Below are 16406 nucleotides of genomic sequence, written 5' to 3'. Positions count from 1 at the left end.
GCGTATTCGTTGCTCATGCCTGTAAAAGCTTATTAACAGGTTCATTAATGTACACGGGTATAGCCATGACCGAGGATTACAGGGCACCCATAGTGGTGGTTGTGGGGCACGTGGATGTAGGAAAGACACTACTGCTAGATAAGATTAGGAACACCATGGTGGCCTATAGGGAGCCGGGCATGATAACACAGCACATTGGCCTATCCTACCTACCATGGCCATCCATTGAGAAGTATGCGGCACCACTGATTGAGAGGTATAGGCTTAAGGGTAAGGTTTGGGTTAAGGGCTTCCTAATGGTTGATACCCCAGGGCATGCGGCATTCTCAAACCTTAGGCGTAGAGGGGGATCAGTGGCTGACTTGGCTATACTCGTGATTGACTTAACAAGGGGTTTCGAGGAACAGACGTATGAAAGCCTAGTCCTACTTAAAAGCAGGAACATACCCTTCGTGGTGGCCGCTAATAAAGTTGACAGGATATACGGGTGGAAGCCAATCCCCAACGCGTCCATACTGGACTCGTATAAGGCCCAGGGTGAGGATGTACAAGGTAGGCTTGAGGATGCCTTAGTCAGGATAATTGAGGAGTTCAATAGGCAGGGTTTTGAGGCTGAGAGGTTTGACAGGGTTAGTGACTTTAATAGGCAAGTACCCATAGTACCCACCAGTGCAGTCACCGGGGAAGGCATCCCGGACCTGTTAGTCCTAATGGCTGGGTTAACCCAGAGGCTCGTTAAGGATAGGTTAAGGGTTAGTTATGGGCCTGGTAAGGGTGTCGCCATGGAGGTTAAGGAGGAGAAGGGGCTAGGCACAACCATGGACATGGTACTGTACGACGGCGTAGTTAAGAGGGGTGACACCCTAGTGGCCATGGGCCTAAATGGACCTGTGCTAACTAAGGTCAGGCTGATGGTAATGCCCAAGCCCCTTGACGAGATGAGGGACCCGGAGGACAGGTACATGCACGTTGATGAGGTTAAGGCAGCGGCAGGCGTTAAGATAGTTGCTGATGGCTTAGAGGAGGTTGTCCCAGGGTCACCGGTCTACGTAGTCTACGGCGACCCCAAGCCCTACATTGATGAGGTTGCGAAGGATGCAGCATCCATTAGGATTGAGACTGATCAGGTCGGTGTTGTGGCTAAGGCGGATACGCTAGGTACCCTTGAGGCCATGGTGCTTTACCTAAGGTCACAGGGCATACCAGTCAGGAAGGCTGACATCGGCTCAGTCACAAGGAGGGATGTTATCGACGCATCGGTGGTTAGGAGGAAAAACCCACTATACGGTGTAATCTTAGCCTTCAACGTCAAGGTCCCTAAGGAGGTTGAGGATGAGGCTAAGGTTCAGTTAGTCACAATATTCCAAAACAACATACTATATAGACTCGTTGAGGAGTTCACTAAGTGGTTTAATGAGGAGAAGAGTAGGCTCATTGAAAGTGAACTAAGCAAATACATACGGCCAGGCAAAGTGACGATAATACCGGGTTATGTATTTAGAAGGAGTAACCCAGCCATAGTCGGTGTGGAGGTTCTCGGTGGCTTAATTAAACCTGGGTACAGGCTGGTTAAGGCAAATGGGAGGGAGATTGGGGTTATAATGCAGATCCAGGATAGGGGTAAGCCAATCCAAGTGGCTAAGAAGGGCATGAGTGTGGCAATATCCATAGAGGGTAATGTAATGGTTGGCAGGCACATTAAGGAGGGTGAGGTGCTCTACGTCAACGTCCCTGTTGAGCACGCAGCCAAATTGATAATGCAGTATAAGGATTACTTAAGCAGCGACGAGATTGAGGTTCTTGAGGAGTTCATGAAGCTTAGAAGCTCCTGGAAAACTAGTCAATAAGCCCCTCCTCCCTAAGCCTATTAATTATGAACCTTTGAATACCCCAAGGATCCTTAACATCCCATAGCCTAACACCGTAACCACCACCCATTATCAAGACCTGCGAGTGGCTCCTTGACGTTGTCACCAATATGACTGATCCACACTTAAATAACCTAGCCAATGGCCCTCTATGGGATGCATCAATTTTCAATTTGCCAATACCTTAGTTACCCAGATGCCATGCTGCTATTGTTGACCTAGATTGGTGCCCAGATTGGCTTGACCCACTGTTCTAAGAGGTGTGGCCGCTGGCCAACATTATTAACGGTGGGATTAGCGGTAACTTGGCTTGGTACAACAATAGCCTTGTGAATGAGTTAACCAATGAACTACCATTCATAACTAACTTAACGGAGCAGCTTAAGCTAGATGCCGAGGTATATAAGAGATTAAGATAATGTATGACCAGGCACCATACTACTGGTTACCAAGCGGCCTAGAATACATGATTGTTCAGCCATACGTGAAGGGCGTGATCTACAACCCATACTTAAGCTACTACTACAACACCATGTACTATGTGCCCTTCACCGCAACGTTCTACAAGACCACAACGACGACAACTACAAGTTAAGCAAAACCCCCTTAAAACCTTAAGTTAAACTCCAATGATTTATTACTTCTAACAATACCATGAATAAGGACTTTACCATTGAGTAAGGTTTCACTCAGCGACTCAATTTCGGTTAAGGCGCCTAACAACGTTTCATCACTAACACCACTTATGCCCGCCACCACTATCAGTACATCAGTGGTGAATTCATCAACCTTAGTTAGCTCTGAGTCTCTGTACGGGTAGACATGCAGTATCTTACCATCACTTGTTGCCAACACTATCTGGTTCCTCGTTAAGGTCATTTTAGGTGAACCCAGGGGTGTGAACAACTCCCCATCAGCAGCCCTCCTTAGTACAATGTAATCCACCTGCCCAATCTTCCTAATATCGTAAAGACCCACGGGCACCTTATACTTAACACTAACGGCATTACCAATATCAACCATTGGATTTATCCTAGGTAACCCATCACCCCTAAGAATCCTCCTAATCAAGGCTTCTTGGGCTGGCCTTTGCTTTGTTGGGTCTATGCCGAGGCGCCAGTAGAAGTTCCTGTAAAGCCTAATTAACCCATCATCCCTCAGCGACTCCAGGCTTATGGTGTTCTTCACCTCTGAAACCGCATCGTTAATTATCTTGTCCAATTCAGGTGCATTGACCCTATTATTAATGCCTATAACTATGCCAACACCCAGCGCTACATCCAGGTCGCTGAGGGAACCATGTATGAATATGCGCATACACTAATACTACCTCACATTGCTTTAAAGGTTTCCCTCACTTAAAGGTTGTGGGATTGTATTACTGACCCCTTCCCCACCCTAAAGGGCGAGTGTTGTCATTTGCTTTATCACGTTTAGTATTGATAATACGGCCACTATAGCCTCCTCAGTTCTCACTGTTACGAGCCCTTGGTTAGGTATAAAGTTTACGAATAGTGAACGCTCAAGCACGTCACCAAGCCCCTCACCCTTAAGTATCTCGTCCACGCCCATGCGTGGTGAACCAAACACAACAGTGGTATCTCCACTCTTATTGATTAAGCTCCTTAACTCGTTCATAACACTGACTATGCTTTTACCCTCCTTACCCGTGAGTATGAGGTTACCCATCCTCACCAATTCACCCAGCTTCACAATACTGACCGTGTAGCCTATATATACACTAGTATTCTTAACCACATGTCCCCTGTAAAACCTGCCGTCAATCACTGAGTCTATTGAAACGGCAACCAGTGACTTAACAGGGTAGGGCTTGGGGACCTTGACGTATGCTTCTTCACCAATCTTAACAATAGAGTAGTACCCATCCCACCTAACCACCAATCCAACCCTGACTTCATGAACCCTTACATTACCTTTCCTATGTCCAAAGACTGGTAAATTCAATGGTTGAAGTAGGCCGGCTAACCTTAAATCTGGGTCAATGCCAAATATGTCCTTCCTTAGGTATGGTGGAGTCACCAGGTATTCGAGGTTCTTCTTTATGAATAAAGCCCTTCTAGGCTCCTCACTACCCTTAAACGTATAGATATACACGTTCTTAATCCTAAAAATGGCAGCTGCCCTACCTATGTAGCCGATCTTCCTAACAGCCTCCTCCTCCGTGGTGGCCTCCTCAGTTACGTTGTATGGAACGGCAATGTTAATACCCATTCAAGTAATTAACCATGGACCGATTTATAAGCGTACCTAAATTGCCATTGACAGTAGGCCTTAAAATAACAACCACCCTGATGATTAAGCATATGAAAGAACACGCTTTAAATTAGGTTTTAGCCTTAATGATCATGGTACAGTATTGATACTTAACGCATTGACCTGAGGTGAAGGCTGATCTAAGGTTTAAATTCCTATTAACACTGGGTTAACCCATGGACTTTGAGTCGTTTAGGGCTGAGGTTAAGAGGGTTGTGAGCGGTGACAAGGTCATAGAGTCGAGGGGTGAGTTGATGCTTTACTCTTATGATGCCTCACCGGCTGAATCAGCCATACCCAGGATGGTTATTCAACCTGAAACCACTAATGAGGTTTCTGAGGTCATTAAGCTAGCTAACGAGTACCTAATCCCCATAGTACCCAGTAGCGGCAGAACTAGTCTACATGGTGGACCGATACCGTATAATGGCGCAGTTGTGCTGGATTTAATGAGAATGAATAAGGTTCTTGAGGTTAACCTCGAGGATAGCTACGTCCACGTGGAGGTGGGTGTTAGGCTTGATGAGTTAAACGCTGAGTTAGCCAGACACGGCCACTTCTTCCCACCCGACCCAGCCAGCAGCACAGCCGCCACTGTGGGCGGTTCATTGGCCAATGGGGCAGGTGGCATGAGGGGTGCTAAGTACGGTACCGTTAAGGACTGGGTCCTTGGGGCCGAGGTGGTTCTACCAACAGGTGAACCAGTCTTCATGGGGTGCAGGACCCTAAAGTGTAGGGCAGGTTACGACCTACTCAGCCTAGTAATAGGGAGTGAGGGGACCCTTGGTGTAATAACCAATGCATACCTTAAAATATGGCCCCTACCTGAGGCTATTGTTAGGCTTAGGGTATACTTCAGAGACGTTGTGGATGCAGCCAGGGCGGTTGGCATGATTAAGGCTAGGGGCTTTAGGCCCCTCATAGTTGAATTCCTGGATAGGGGCACCATGGAGGCTGTATCAGGCTATGTGAAGGAGTTCACATACCCAAGGGACTCGGAGGCCATGCTGATAATTGACTTAGACGGGCCCCCTGAGGCCATGAAAAGGTACATAGACTCCATGGTTAACATACTTAAGGGGGCTGGGGGCTATGAGATTGAGTGGACAGGTGACAAAGATGAGATGGATAGGATATACATGGCCAGGAGGGCCGCTTACCCAGCTCTCCTGAGGCTATTCAGTGGGATGAGAGTGATGCCGGAGGACATATCCGTACCACCATCAAGGCTACCTGAGGCGGTTAAGGGGATAGGTAGCATAGCCAGTAAGTACGGTTTGAAGATAGTTACCTGGGGGCATGTTGGTGATGGTAACCTACACCCAAACATAATCTACAACCCAAACGACCAGTCATCAGTGTCTAAACTTTACTCAGTGAGTAGGGAATTGGGTTTAATGGCCATTAACCTGGGTGGGACAGTGAGCAGTGAACACGGTATAGGGGTGTTGAAGAAGGACTTACTTACCAGTGAACTGGAGGTTAAGGGTATAGCCCAGTTAAGGTTGATGAAGGCCATTAAAAGGGTCTTCGACCCCAATAACATACTTAACCCAGGTAAGGTGATCGATATTGATTAATGACCAGGTTAAGCTTCTAGTCGAGAAGTACTCATTAACCAGGTGCGCCAGGTGCAATTTCTGCGAATCAGTATGCCCTACTTACGCAGCCACTAGGCGTAGGATTCATGGGCCTAGGGGGAGGATATGGCTGATAATTTACTTATCTCAGGGCATTGACGTGAATAGTGACGAGTACGATGGATTATTATCATGCCTAAACTGTAGGGCATGCAACCAAGTCTGCCCAGCCGGCATTGAGATAGCCGAGGCTATACATGACGCAAAGGCCCTGTTGGTTAGAAACGCTTTAAAATAGCCTTAATGTAAACTAGCAAGATCAGGCTTACGATATTAAGAGATTTAAGATACATGTGAAAACTTCCCGCTGTATGATCGAGTTAAAAATGCCAATACCACATGAGTGGGTGGTGTTAGGCGCCATAGGGCTCCTTGTGGAAATGGCCATAGGCTTCACCATAGAAATAAGTAGAGGCATTCTCTCATTATCAAGCCTAAGCGTATATACACCGATGAAAGGACCAACACGCAATTGGAGTGGCGCCGGCGCCTTCGTGGCCGCCCTAGTGACCGCATTCCTATACCCATTTTACGGTGCACCAATGACCGCATGCCATACCCAGTCATCATACTTAAGTAAGCCGAAAACTAAGGCGCTGGCCCATGCACTCGTCTGGTGGGGGTTTGTATTAGCCGCAGTATCCACTACACTCGGCTTCATTTACGATAAATGGATTAATGGAACAACCTTCATACCAGGCGGTAAACTCGGCCCAATGGGGCCCTACGCGGTTATTGCGACTGGTGCAGCGGGTGGATTGTTGATTATAATAGGCTTTATACTAATGATGATTACCAGGTGGCAGGGTACTAGGCCCATTGGTGAACAGGCGCTAACAGACCTCTTCCTGTGGCTAGTGTTCTTCACGGCATTGAGCGGCTTCAGTGTAATGGGTGTTGAACTCACGATGCCAACTAATGAACTAGCCTTAGAGTTAACATTTGGAGTGCACATAGTTATTGTGATAATGCTGTTCGCCACAATGCCCTGGACTAAGTTTAGCCATGCTATATACACGTATGTTTGGCAACTCTATGACCGGTATAGGACCTGGAGGGATGTGGAGCCTAGGCTCCTAGGCCCATGGAGCGGTGACTTAGCCGAGAAGGCACTGCACTCCCACCACCCAGCCCATAAACCCAAGGTGACCGGCTAATGCCATCGTACGTGATACCAGCCAGGTGTACTGGGTGCGGCGACTGCGTCAACATATGCCCAAGCCACATAATGCAGTTCACCAAGACCGGAGTCTTTGGTAGGAAGGCCGTTAATATTGAACCTGAGTCCTGTTGGGAATGCTACAACTGCGTTAAGCACTGCCCGCAGGGAGCTGTTCAGATTAGGGGTTATGCCGATTTCACACCATTGGGTGGTGCTGTTGAGGTTTATAGGGATGAGGAGACTAACAGGGTCTACTGGACAATTAGGTACAGGAACGGTACTGTTAAGCACTTCGTATTCCCCATAAGGACTACGCCATGGGGCTCAATAAAGCCACCTCACGAAACCCCGGAGCCGCCTAAGGATATGCTGAGGACACCTTACTTATCCTTTGAGCATGAGAAGCTTGGCGGTAATAAACTGGGTGTTGAGCTTCCAAGAATCAAGGTTCCTGAAATGGTGAAGGTTGAGGTGAGGGGGTGAGAATATGGTAAAGACTAGGGTTAGGTACGTAGATTCGGACATCCTAATAATTGGTGGAGGAATGGCAGGAACAGGTGCGGCTTGGGAGGCTAGGTACTGGTGTAGGAACTGCAGAATAATACTAGCCGAGAAGGCCAATATAAATAGGAGTGGCGCTGTGGCGATGGGGTTATCGGCAATAAACACGTATCTAGGACTTAGATGCAAGGAGAACACCGTTGAGGACTACGTTAAGTACGTGAGAGGTGACCTAATGGGCGTTGTTAGAGAGGACCTCGTCTATGACTACGCTAGGCATGTTGATTCAACGGTGCACCTATTCGATGAGTGGGGATTACCCATATGGCCTGAACCAAAGACTGGGTGTTACGTGAGGGAGGGCAAGTGGCAGATCATGATTCATGGGGAGTCCTACAAGGCAATAGTGGCTGAGGCCGCTAGGAAAGCCATTGGCGATGAGAACATACTCAATAGGGTCATGGTAACCCACCTATTGAAAAGCCCAACAAACCCAAATAGGGTTGTCGGTGCCCTAGGGTTCAATGCTAATGATGGGGCAATCTACGTCTTTAGAGCTAAGGCGGTTATAATGGCCGCTGGTGGTGGCTCGCAGATATATAGACCCAGGTCCCAGGGTGAGGGGTTGGGTAGGAGCTGGTATCCACCATGGTCATCAGCGTCATCATACGGTATGATGATTGAGGCAGGGGCAGTCATGACCATGATGGAGGCTAGGTTCGTTGTGCCTAGGTTTAAGGATGGATACGGGCCAGTTGGGGCGTATCAATTACTGCTGAAGACGAGGATAAGCAATGTCAATGGCCAGGACTTCTGGAAGCCACACCTTGATGAGATAAGGAAGCTTTACAGTGGTAAGGGTAAGTACGTCGACCTACCGATAACACCAACAACCCTGAGGGTCTACGCCCAACGCCTTGAGTGGATGGCGGGCAGGGGTCCAAGCCTAATGAGAACTGATGAAACCGTTAAGAAGGGTACTGAGAGTGAGGCAGTAGCCTTTGAGGACTTCCTGGACATGACAATTAGCCAAGTTGGCATATGGGCTGGGCAGAACCATGAACCCTCAGAGAGGCCTTACGAAGTCATAACCACCGAGCCATACGTCATGGGCTCGCACGCAACCGAGTGCGGTGCCTGGGCCAGTGGGCCTGAGGATTTATCGCCGAGGGTTATTGACGGGTTACCCAATGATAGGAGGTACCAGTACTACTGGGGTTACAATAGGATGACGACTCTGGATGGCTTATTCTGCGCTGGCGACGCCTGTGGTGCTAATCCGCATAAATTCAGCAGTGGTTCATTCACAGAGGGTAGGTTAGCCGCTAAAGCTGCTGTACTTTACCTAATGGACCATAGTGACGAGAGGGTTGAGGTTGATAGGCAGCAGGTTGATTCATTAACAGCCAAGCTAATTGAACCACTGGAGCGTTGGGAGAAGGGTAAGAACACTGTTGTTACTGGTCCAGGTTACATGCACCCAATTGACCCAGGTAAAATGTATTGGAAGCAGGGTTTATTTAGGCTCCAGAAGATCATGGATGAGTACGCCGGTGGCTGGTCAACAATGTACATCACCAACGAGTGGATGCTTAATAGGGCCCTTGAACTAATTCAATTCCTGAAGGAGGACTTCATAAAGTACGCCGTAGCCCAAGATTGGCACGAATTAATGAGGACTTGGGAGCTCTGGCATAGGATACTGACCGCAGAGGCTGTGGTTAGGCATATGCAGTTCAGGAAGGAGACAAGGTGGCCTGGCTACTACGTTAGGGCTGACTACCCTGCACTGGACGATGATAACTGGCACGTCTTCGTCAACTCCAAGTATGATGCCGAAACTGGAAGGTGGGAGTTGTGGAAAGTGCCTGTTGTTCACATTATAGAGTTCCCATGAGGTGGTGTGCATGAGCCTGAAGATACAGACCCCACCCCCGCATGGAGGCAAACTCGTTGACTTAGTCATCAGGGACACTGATAAGGCTGTGAACATGGCCGCTGGGGCCGTGGGGTTTGATATAAGGCCAACTAGGAGCGCTATCGATGGCAGTCCCATTAGGAACGTTTACAGGGAGGTGATGTCAATAGCCTACGGCTTCTTCAGCCCACTTGAGGGGTTCATGACTAGGAATGAGACTGAAAGCGTCCTTAAGGAGAGGAGACTGCTCAGCGGCTGGTTATTCCCATTCCCAATAATATTCGACGTAACTGAGGATGAGTTAAGGAAGCTTAACGTCAAGGAGGGTGATAGGCTACTGCTTAGGCTTAAGGGACAGCCCTTTGCAATACTCGACATTGAGGAGGTGTGGAGGTTTGACCCTAGGGATATTGCAGATAGGACCTTTGGCACACCTGAGAAAAACCCTGAGGTCGTTAGGAGGAGGTTTGATGAGAAGCATCCAGGCTGGTTAATATACAGGAGTATGGGTGGGGTTGCACTGGCCGGTAAAGTCCACGTAATAAATGAACCCATATTCAAGGATCCATACAACAGGTTCTGGTACCCACCAGCTAAGTCCCGTGAGGAGATCCAGAGGAGGGGTTGGAGGACTGTTATAGCGCACCAAACAAGGAATGTCCCCCACACTGGCCACGAACACCTAATGAAAAACGCCGCCTTCATGGGTGACATTGAGCCATGCCACGGCATACTGGTCAACGCAATAATTGGCGCAAAGAGACTTGGTGACTTCGTTGATGAGGCCATATTAGAGGGGCATGAGGCCGTTAGCAAGTACGGCTACATAAGCCCCAAGAGGCATATGGTCACCATGACGCTGTGGGACATGAGGTATGGTAACCCGCTTGAGTCACTCCTACACGGCATAGTTAGGCAGAATATGGGTTGCACTCACCACATGTTCGGTAGGGATCATGCAGCCGTTGGTGACTACTACGACCCATACTCAACACAGATACTCTGGGAGAGGGGTATACCAAGCTTTGGATTACCAGCCCCACCCTACGACCTTGATAAGGGCCTTAAGATAAGGCCCGTTAACATCAAGGAGTTTTGGTACTGCCCCAAGTGCGGGGAGATAGCCTACAGCGATACCTGCGGTCACGCTGATGTGGCGCAGAGGTTTAGTGGAAGCTTCATCAGAGGCCTTATCGCAGAGGGTATTGAGCCACCACCCATAATATTCAGGCCTGAGGTTTACAGGGTTATTGTTAAGTGGTGGCGTGTGTATAATTATCCCTTCGTGAACAGGAGGTATCTTGAGTTAAAGGAAAGGGAGCTTGAGGTTGATTTGAAGCCAATGGAGGTGAGCAGTAGGAGGTGACCCACATGCCCTATAAGATAGCCGTAATCCTAGATAAGTCAAGGATTGAGAGAATCAGGGGAACCCCCGTAGAGAATGAGGTTAAGGACCTATATGGAGGTTACTTGAAGGTTATTGAGCTAACTGTACCTGATGAAATAGCTCAAAGGATTCTTAAGGAGTTTCCAAGGGCTAGAATCGACGCCAGGGGTTTCATTGAGGAGACACCCGTAGTCTTTAAGAGGGAGCTATTTGAAGTTATTGTACAGTTGAAGAGTACCGGGCCTGAGGTTTTCAGTGAATTACTTAAGCCTAATAGACTTAGTAGAATTAAGGAGGCTGCAGCGAAGGAGGATGAGTATCTGCCTCCGCCTAATGTGGCCTACTGCGGCTGAAGCCTTAAAAATGCGTAAATTCTTTCTTACTTACAACCCATAATAGCTTAGCGAAGTTACTATGCGTATTCCAACGGGTGATCCATGAAACTGGCTGAATGAACCATAATGCACAAAAACACCTCAGTAAAATGGCGCTGACCCATAGGTGAAGCCACTATTCATAGGTAGGTTTCAACCGGTTCACCTGGGGCATTTAAGCGCAATGGAGTGGATAAGTAGGCAGGATAACGTGGATAGGTTAATAGTGGGTATAGGTTCCTCAAACCAGTCATTTACCTTTAAGAACCCGTTCACAGCCGGTGAGAGAATTGAAATGTTAACTGAGGTTCTCGAGGGGATGGGTATCAAGTTCAGTGTATGCACAATACCTGACACTGGTGGGTTGGCGTCAATATGGTTCTCCTACGTTAGGAATTACTGCCCAAGCTTCGACCTAATATATAGCAACGATGAGTTCACTAGGATTGCCCTCTCCTACTGGAAGATACCCGTGTTCAATACACCACTGTTTAATAAGGATAGGTTAAGTGGATCCAACATAAGGATGCTCATGGCCCTGGGCAAGGATGACTGGGTAACACTAGTACCTGAACCAGTAAGGGACTTCATTAGTCGTGTAAACGGCGTTGAGAGGGTTAGGAAATTGGCGATTATTGAAGGTGTTCTAAAGGGTAATCCCTAACCGTAATTAAGGGTATGGGTTAAAAGACCCAGTGAACACATATTGTTAATGCTTGATCACCTACTTAACCCTACGGTTAAGGAAGCAGCACAGTTCATAAGTAGGTATAAGTCAAGTAGGGTTATTGTCATTTATGGGCAGGTTGAGGCAACCTACAGTGGTAGGGCAGCTGCCCAATTAAGGCTAATGCCCAGGTTAATAATAACTAAGCCCGATGGGGTGCTCATGGTTCATGAGGGTTATAGGGAGAAGCCAGTCATATGGAACCCACCTGGTTCACAACTCTTCGTATCAGTTGATGGTGATGTGCTCGTCCTAAGGAGTATTAGGTATAGTCCACGGGAATACGTGACCATACGCATCCACAAGGTTTACATGGTCTCCTCCATGGAGATCGGCCTAACCGAGGACTTTAAGGTCATTGGAACTGAGAAGGACGTGGTTGACGCCATAATGGCTAACCCCAGCCTCGTGGAGGACGGCTTCAAGGTGTTAAGCAGGGAGTACGAGACTATGGTTGGTAGCATCGATATACTGGGTGAGGATAAGTTAGGTAACCTGGTCGTGGTTGAGGTTAAGAGGGGTGAGGCATCTCCAGAGGCTGTTCACCAGCTCAAGAGGTATGTAGAGTACATTAAGGGTAAGAACCCCGGAAGAGGTGTGAGAGGTATCTTAGTGGCCACTGGTATTTCCACGTCGGCGTACAGGTACCTTAAGGATTATGGACTTGAGTTCAGGAGGTATACCCACGCTAACATAATTAACTACACTTAAACCTATTGAAGCACCCAGGGAATGCTTAATTAGCGGTGAGGGTTAAGGCATTCATGGTGCAGGCAAGTAGGCCCATGGTCCTGGGTAACTTACCCAGGTCCGTGCTTGGTGAGGGACCCATTTGGTTACCTGAATCAAACACACTTTACTGGGTTGACATTTTAGGTGATAGAGTTCACTCGTACAGGTTAATCGATGGCCATGTGGGGACCATTAACATTGGTCCATATCCAAGCTGCGTAATGCCGAATGAGGATGGTAACCTCGTGGTTACTGTTAAGGATAGGGTACTCCTCGTTAACCCTCACAATGGATCAGTGCTAAGGGTGCTTGCCACGGTTAATGAACCACCCAGTAACAGGTTTAATGACTGTAAGTGCGACCCTGAGGGTAGGCTGGTTGCTGGGACTATGGACATGAATGAGAAGAACCCCACTGGCTCAGTATACGTAGTAGACCCCGGCTTTGGCTTAAGGAAAATAATGGGGTCGGTGACTATTTCAAACGGCATTGCGTGGTCCCAGGATGGTTCATCAATGTACTACATAGATAGCCCAACTAGGAGGGTTACGGTGCTTAGGTATAATCGGAGGGAGGGCGTTGTGGAGGGTGTCATCAAGCATATTGACCTATCCAGCTACCCAGGCGTGCCCGACGGTATGACAATTGACTCTGAGGGTTACCTGTGGATTGCCCTGTACGGTGGTGGTAAGGTTCTTAGGGTTAACCCTGTTGACGGTGAGGTCACTGGGCAGGTTGAGGTTCCAGCCCAGTACACTACATCATGCACCTTTGGAGGTAGCTCATTAACTACGCTATTCATAACCACCGCCACGGATAGGAGCAGGCAAACCACTGGGCCGGATGGGTACGTGTTCAGTGTTGAAGCTGGCGTTAGAGGTACCATGGTTAGTAAATGCAGGTTCTAAACAGCCGTTATTGAACTTCCCTTGAAAACCCTCACCTTAATAATGATGTTGTAGCCGCAGTAGGGGCACCTTATAGTACCGGTCGACCTTCCGAAGATCTCAAGTTCACTTTTACCGAAGGTTCTACCGCAACTTAAGCACATGTATATCTTCCTCTCCTCCAACCCACCCTCCTCAGTTTCCCTCGTCTCCTGCTCCTCCACACCACCCGCTACTGTGTTACTTAACTCCTCACCCATGCAGAAACCTTAGCTAACCCTGTTTAAAATACATTTCTTCTGCAATGCATTGAGGGAATCTAAGACTCAATATAAGCCACAATGGGTACTTATTGGCTATGACCCCCTCCCCGCCTTTAAGGGTGGGGTTTCACTCTGGGGTCTCGGTAGTTACCCCGCCTATTGCGGGGTTATTGAATACTTAGTAAGGCTGGGTTTTATAAACCCATCTCCGCGAGACCCCACGTAGTGGAGCGACCCCGCCATGAATAGCAAGACTTGGCATTTTGTCACCACCAGCTTTTATTCTATACGATACACTCTTATATTACATTAAACGTATCATTAATGATGTATAAGCCTTACTCAGAGGACCTAAGCTGTGATGAGGTTAGGAGGATTGAGCTGCTTGGTGAAAGCGCCGTACACGCCTACAGGAGGGTTATTTCAATATTCAAGTCTGGCAAACCTGGCCTCTACATGCTTATGGGTGATTACGGATCAGGGAAAACCCTAATTGTGAGGAAGGCTAGTGCTGGATTAAGTAGCGGTAGGGTGGTCATTAGGTCACTTAGGCACGTTAACGGCGATGTTGACCTATCCTGCTCCAGTGGCAGGGTGGTCATGGGGTACGTCATAGATAACTTCGAGATGTTCTTTCAGAAACCAGAGGAGCATGTGGGTTTAATCAGAGATTACATATCAATATCCCTCTACTACCCAGTCCTACTAGTCATCAGCCTCCCCCTAGCCATTAGCAACATTAATGGGTACGGCGACATCGTGAACGCCGTGGGTAACATACCCGAGGCTAATAAGATTAAGATTAACCTAAGCCCCGAGGAGACCAAAGCAATACTCAGTAGGATGGGGATTAAGATTAGTGGAATAACCGATAACCGCATAATAAAGACCCCTGGATTAGGGATTAGGGCTTTAACATCAAGAAGTAAGGGGGGAGATGACTCAGTGGATATAATAATCGTGTAGCGTAAAATAATAATTAATAACCCTAAAGGTAGATGGGAAATATTAATGCTGCAACACCTGGCAAAGGAGCAGGTACTATCAATAGTGGACTATGAGGGATTAATTGACTCGGTGAGCAAAGCCTTAATTAAGCTGCATGAGGGTGGTGGCATCGCACCCCCCAGGTTCAGCACCAGTATTAAGGGTAATTGGTGGGGTTTAATGATTGGTTACGTTGAGGGGATGGGGGTTGGTGTCAAGGTGGTTAACCTATACCCGGGTAATGCCGCTAAGGGGCTTGAGACTATAAATGGCCTAGTAATCCTGTTTAACGGCGATGATGGCTCACCATTGGTAACAATTGATGGTGGATCATTAACTGGGTTACGGACGGCGGCTGCATCAGCCTTAAGCGTTAAGGTTACTAATGCCTCAACCAAGGTGCTAGGCTTCATTGGGGCTGGGGAGCAGGCAAGGTACCATGCGCTAGTGTTTTCACGGGTGTTTAAGGTGGAGGAGGCTTACGTTGTCAGTAGGGGTGAAAGGAGGCTTAGCGAGTTCCTAAACTACCTGAGGGGGCTTGGGATTAATGGCCATAGGGCCAGTGGTGTTAGTGAGATTATTGAGCGCTGCGGGACCATAATCATAGCCACAACGTCAACAACCCCAGTCCTCAACGTGAAACCAAGGCCTGGGGAACACGTAATATCTGTTGGCGCGCCGAAGCCTGTTGTTGAAATTGATAGGGGGGTGCTTGAAGGTGCGGATTGCGTAATAGCCGATAATAGGGAAGCGGTGCTTAATGAGGCGGGTGAAGACCTATCGAACCTAAGGTTAATAGACCTATCAGAGGCCCTTGCCGGCGAGGTTAGGTGCACCGTGGGTAATGGCTACACTATATATAAGTCGGTGGGCTTCCCAATACTTGACGTGGCCGCCGCCCACCACATATACACAAGGTACATCAGTGGTGCAGGCAGGTGATTTAACATAGCTGGGTTTAACATTGGCTTGCTTATACATTGCAGTGCACGTAAACGCATTAGACCAGATAACCCACCAGGCTTCGACCTTGACAACGAGGATTACTACACCTCAACCCTACCATCACTACCAGCATTCATGATGTACACTGGGCTTGAATTCGTTAAGACAATTCAACACCTGAGACTTAAACCTGAATCAGTATTCATACTATCGGCCAGGTATGGCCTAATACGCGGTGATCAACCGATACTACCCTATGAAGCCAAGATAACCGTCAAGAACTACACCACCGTTGTTGATGGCTGGGTCAAGAGCAGGAGGGGTAATGGGGGCCTTAACTCATTCATCAACTCAAGGTTCAACCTACTCATCGTTAGGTTATCTAGACCATACATGATGGCTTTCAGCTACTTAACGCGCAAACTAGGAATTAACCCATGCATAGGTGGCTCAATAAATGTATACTCACCCATTATGGGGCCATTTGAGAACTGCCGAAACGCCACATTGATTAGGGTTAGGGGGCAGGGCGACTACGTCAAGAGGATTATGGAACTACCAGTCTCATGAAGATTCTAATTCACAAATAGCTGGTTAGGAAGAGCCGTCTCTCTGGAGGCGGTAGGTGTTAAACCTCCACCGTCTCCTTCTCGACGGTCTCCCTGGGCCCCCTCACCGCAGCAGCTCCCGCCCTGTCGCCAGGGGTTCCTTGCCACTGCGGGTCTCGGAAACCCAGGGTAA

General features: G+C 48.2%; 19 protein-coding genes. 15 read left to right on the top strand and 4 right to left on the bottom strand.

All coding sequences use genetic code 11. The features are described 5' to 3' along the window. Positions 1 to 65 precede the first annotated feature (65 nt). Complete coding sequence (gene infB, locus AAX04_RS04795) at positions 66 to 1847, top strand: translation initiation factor IF-2 (RefSeq protein ID WP_156519708.1); 1782 nt, start codon at positions 66 to 68, stop codon at positions 1845 to 1847. Here infB and AAX04_RS11865 read toward each other — a convergent pair. After that, a complete protein-coding gene (locus AAX04_RS11865) occupies positions 1837 to 2010 on the bottom strand; it encodes a hypothetical protein (protein WP_156519699.1) in 174 nt (57 codons plus the stop codon). The genes infB and AAX04_RS11865 overlap by 11 nt on opposite strands. Positions 2011 to 2286: 276 nt before the next feature. Between AAX04_RS11865 and AAX04_RS11860 the strand changes: the two genes are divergently transcribed. After that, positions 2287 to 2463, top strand: coding sequence for a hypothetical protein (locus tag AAX04_RS11860; RefSeq protein ID WP_156519698.1), 177 nt, complete (start codon positions 2287 to 2289; stop codon positions 2461 to 2463). A gap of 11 nt (positions 2464 to 2474) precedes the next feature. On the opposite strand, the gene AAX04_RS04790 is transcribed toward AAX04_RS11860, so the two are convergent. Then, a complete protein-coding gene (locus AAX04_RS04790; protein WP_066794822.1) occupies positions 2475 to 3185 on the bottom strand; it encodes a B3/4 domain-containing protein in 711 nt (236 codons plus the stop codon). Positions 3186 to 3266: 81 nt separating this feature from the next. Continuing rightward, positions 3267 to 4100, bottom strand: coding sequence for a putative RNA uridine N3 methyltransferase (locus tag AAX04_RS04785; RefSeq protein ID WP_066794817.1), 834 nt, complete (start codon positions 4098 to 4100; stop codon positions 3267 to 3269). 218 nt (positions 4101 to 4318) lie between these two features. Here AAX04_RS04785 and AAX04_RS04780 point away from each other — a divergent pair, with 218 nt between their 5' ends. The 10 genes from AAX04_RS04780 (at position 4319) to AAX04_RS04735 (ending at position 13491) form a co-directional block, all read left to right on the top strand. Continuing rightward, a complete protein-coding gene (locus AAX04_RS04780; protein ID WP_066794814.1) occupies positions 4319 to 5722 on the top strand; it encodes an FAD-binding oxidoreductase in 1404 nt (467 codons plus the stop codon). After that, on the top strand, positions 5715 to 6020 hold the full coding sequence (locus tag AAX04_RS04775) for a 4Fe-4S dicluster domain-containing protein (RefSeq protein WP_238377802.1): 306 nt from the start codon (positions 5715 to 5717) through the stop codon (positions 6018 to 6020). Before AAX04_RS04780 ends, AAX04_RS04775 begins: the two co-directional genes overlap by 8 nt. 73 nt (positions 6021 to 6093) lie before the next feature. Beyond that, entirely contained in the window at positions 6094 to 6939 is an 846-nt protein-coding gene (locus AAX04_RS04770) for a hypothetical protein (protein WP_066794810.1), read from the top strand. Next, entirely contained in the window at positions 6939 to 7427 is a 489-nt protein-coding gene (gene aprB / locus AAX04_RS04765) for an adenylyl-sulfate reductase subunit beta (protein WP_066794808.1), read from the top strand. Before AAX04_RS04770 ends, aprB begins: the two co-directional genes overlap by 1 nt. A 4-nt stretch (positions 7428 to 7431) precedes the next feature. After that, positions 7432 to 9342: an adenylyl-sulfate reductase subunit alpha gene (gene aprA / locus AAX04_RS04760; protein ID WP_066794805.1), complete on the top strand. Its 1911-nt coding sequence runs from the start codon at positions 7432 to 7434 to the stop codon at positions 9340 to 9342. 10 nt (positions 9343 to 9352) lie between these two features. After that, on the top strand, positions 9353 to 10729 hold the full coding sequence (gene sat / locus AAX04_RS04755) for a sulfate adenylyltransferase (protein WP_066794802.1): 1377 nt from the start codon (positions 9353 to 9355) through the stop codon (positions 10727 to 10729). A gap of 5 nt (positions 10730 to 10734) precedes the next feature. Next, positions 10735 to 11103 (top strand): hypothetical protein, encoded by a 369-nt coding sequence (locus tag AAX04_RS04750; RefSeq protein ID WP_066794936.1) that lies wholly within the window; start codon positions 10735 to 10737, stop codon positions 11101 to 11103. Positions 11104 to 11251: 148 nt separating this feature from the next. Further along, positions 11252 to 11788: a nicotinamide-nucleotide adenylyltransferase gene (locus AAX04_RS04745; RefSeq protein ID WP_066794799.1), complete on the top strand. Its 537-nt coding sequence runs from the start codon at positions 11252 to 11254 to the stop codon at positions 11786 to 11788. 48 nt (positions 11789 to 11836) lie between these two features. Further along, entirely contained in the window at positions 11837 to 12562 is a 726-nt protein-coding gene (gene nucS, locus AAX04_RS04740; protein WP_066794797.1) for an endonuclease NucS, read from the top strand. A 53-nt stretch (positions 12563 to 12615) separates the two neighbouring features. Continuing rightward, positions 12616 to 13491 (top strand): SMP-30/gluconolactonase/LRE family protein, encoded by an 876-nt coding sequence (locus AAX04_RS04735; protein WP_084761207.1) that lies wholly within the window; start codon positions 12616 to 12618, stop codon positions 13489 to 13491. Here the strand turns inward: AAX04_RS04735 and AAX04_RS11855 are convergent. Next, positions 13488 to 13634 carry a DNA-directed RNA polymerase subunit P gene (locus AAX04_RS11855; RefSeq protein ID WP_156519707.1) on the bottom strand — a complete coding sequence of 49 codons (147 nt, stop codon included), beginning with the start codon at positions 13632 to 13634 and terminating at the stop codon, positions 13488 to 13490. The two genes, AAX04_RS04735 and AAX04_RS11855, sit on opposite strands and share 4 nt — an antisense overlap. A 423-nt stretch (positions 13635 to 14057) precedes the next feature. On the opposite strand from AAX04_RS11855, the gene AAX04_RS04725 reads away from it, so the two are divergent. From AAX04_RS04725 to AAX04_RS04715, 3 genes are read left to right on the top strand one after another with little or no spacing between them, the layout of a single operon-like run. Next, the gene (locus tag AAX04_RS04725) at positions 14058 to 14699 is read left to right on the top strand and encodes a hypothetical protein (protein WP_156519697.1); all 642 of its coding nucleotides are present in this window, start codon (positions 14058 to 14060) and stop codon (positions 14697 to 14699) included. 45 nt (positions 14700 to 14744) lie between these two features. Beyond that, the gene (locus tag AAX04_RS04720; RefSeq protein ID WP_066794787.1) at positions 14745 to 15662 is read left to right on the top strand and encodes an ornithine cyclodeaminase family protein; all 918 of its coding nucleotides are present in this window, start codon (positions 14745 to 14747) and stop codon (positions 15660 to 15662) included. Between the two features lie 27 nt (positions 15663 to 15689). Further along, complete coding sequence (locus AAX04_RS04715) at positions 15690 to 16235, top strand: DUF6884 domain-containing protein (RefSeq protein ID WP_066794783.1); 546 nt, start codon at positions 15690 to 15692, stop codon at positions 16233 to 16235. Positions 16236 to 16406 lie beyond the last annotated feature (171 nt).

Source organism: Caldivirga sp. MU80, from assembly GCF_001663375.1.
GTDB lineage: Archaea > Thermoproteota > Thermoprotei > Thermoproteales > Thermocladiaceae > Caldivirga.
This window is presented reverse-complemented; position numbering and strand designations above follow the sequence as displayed.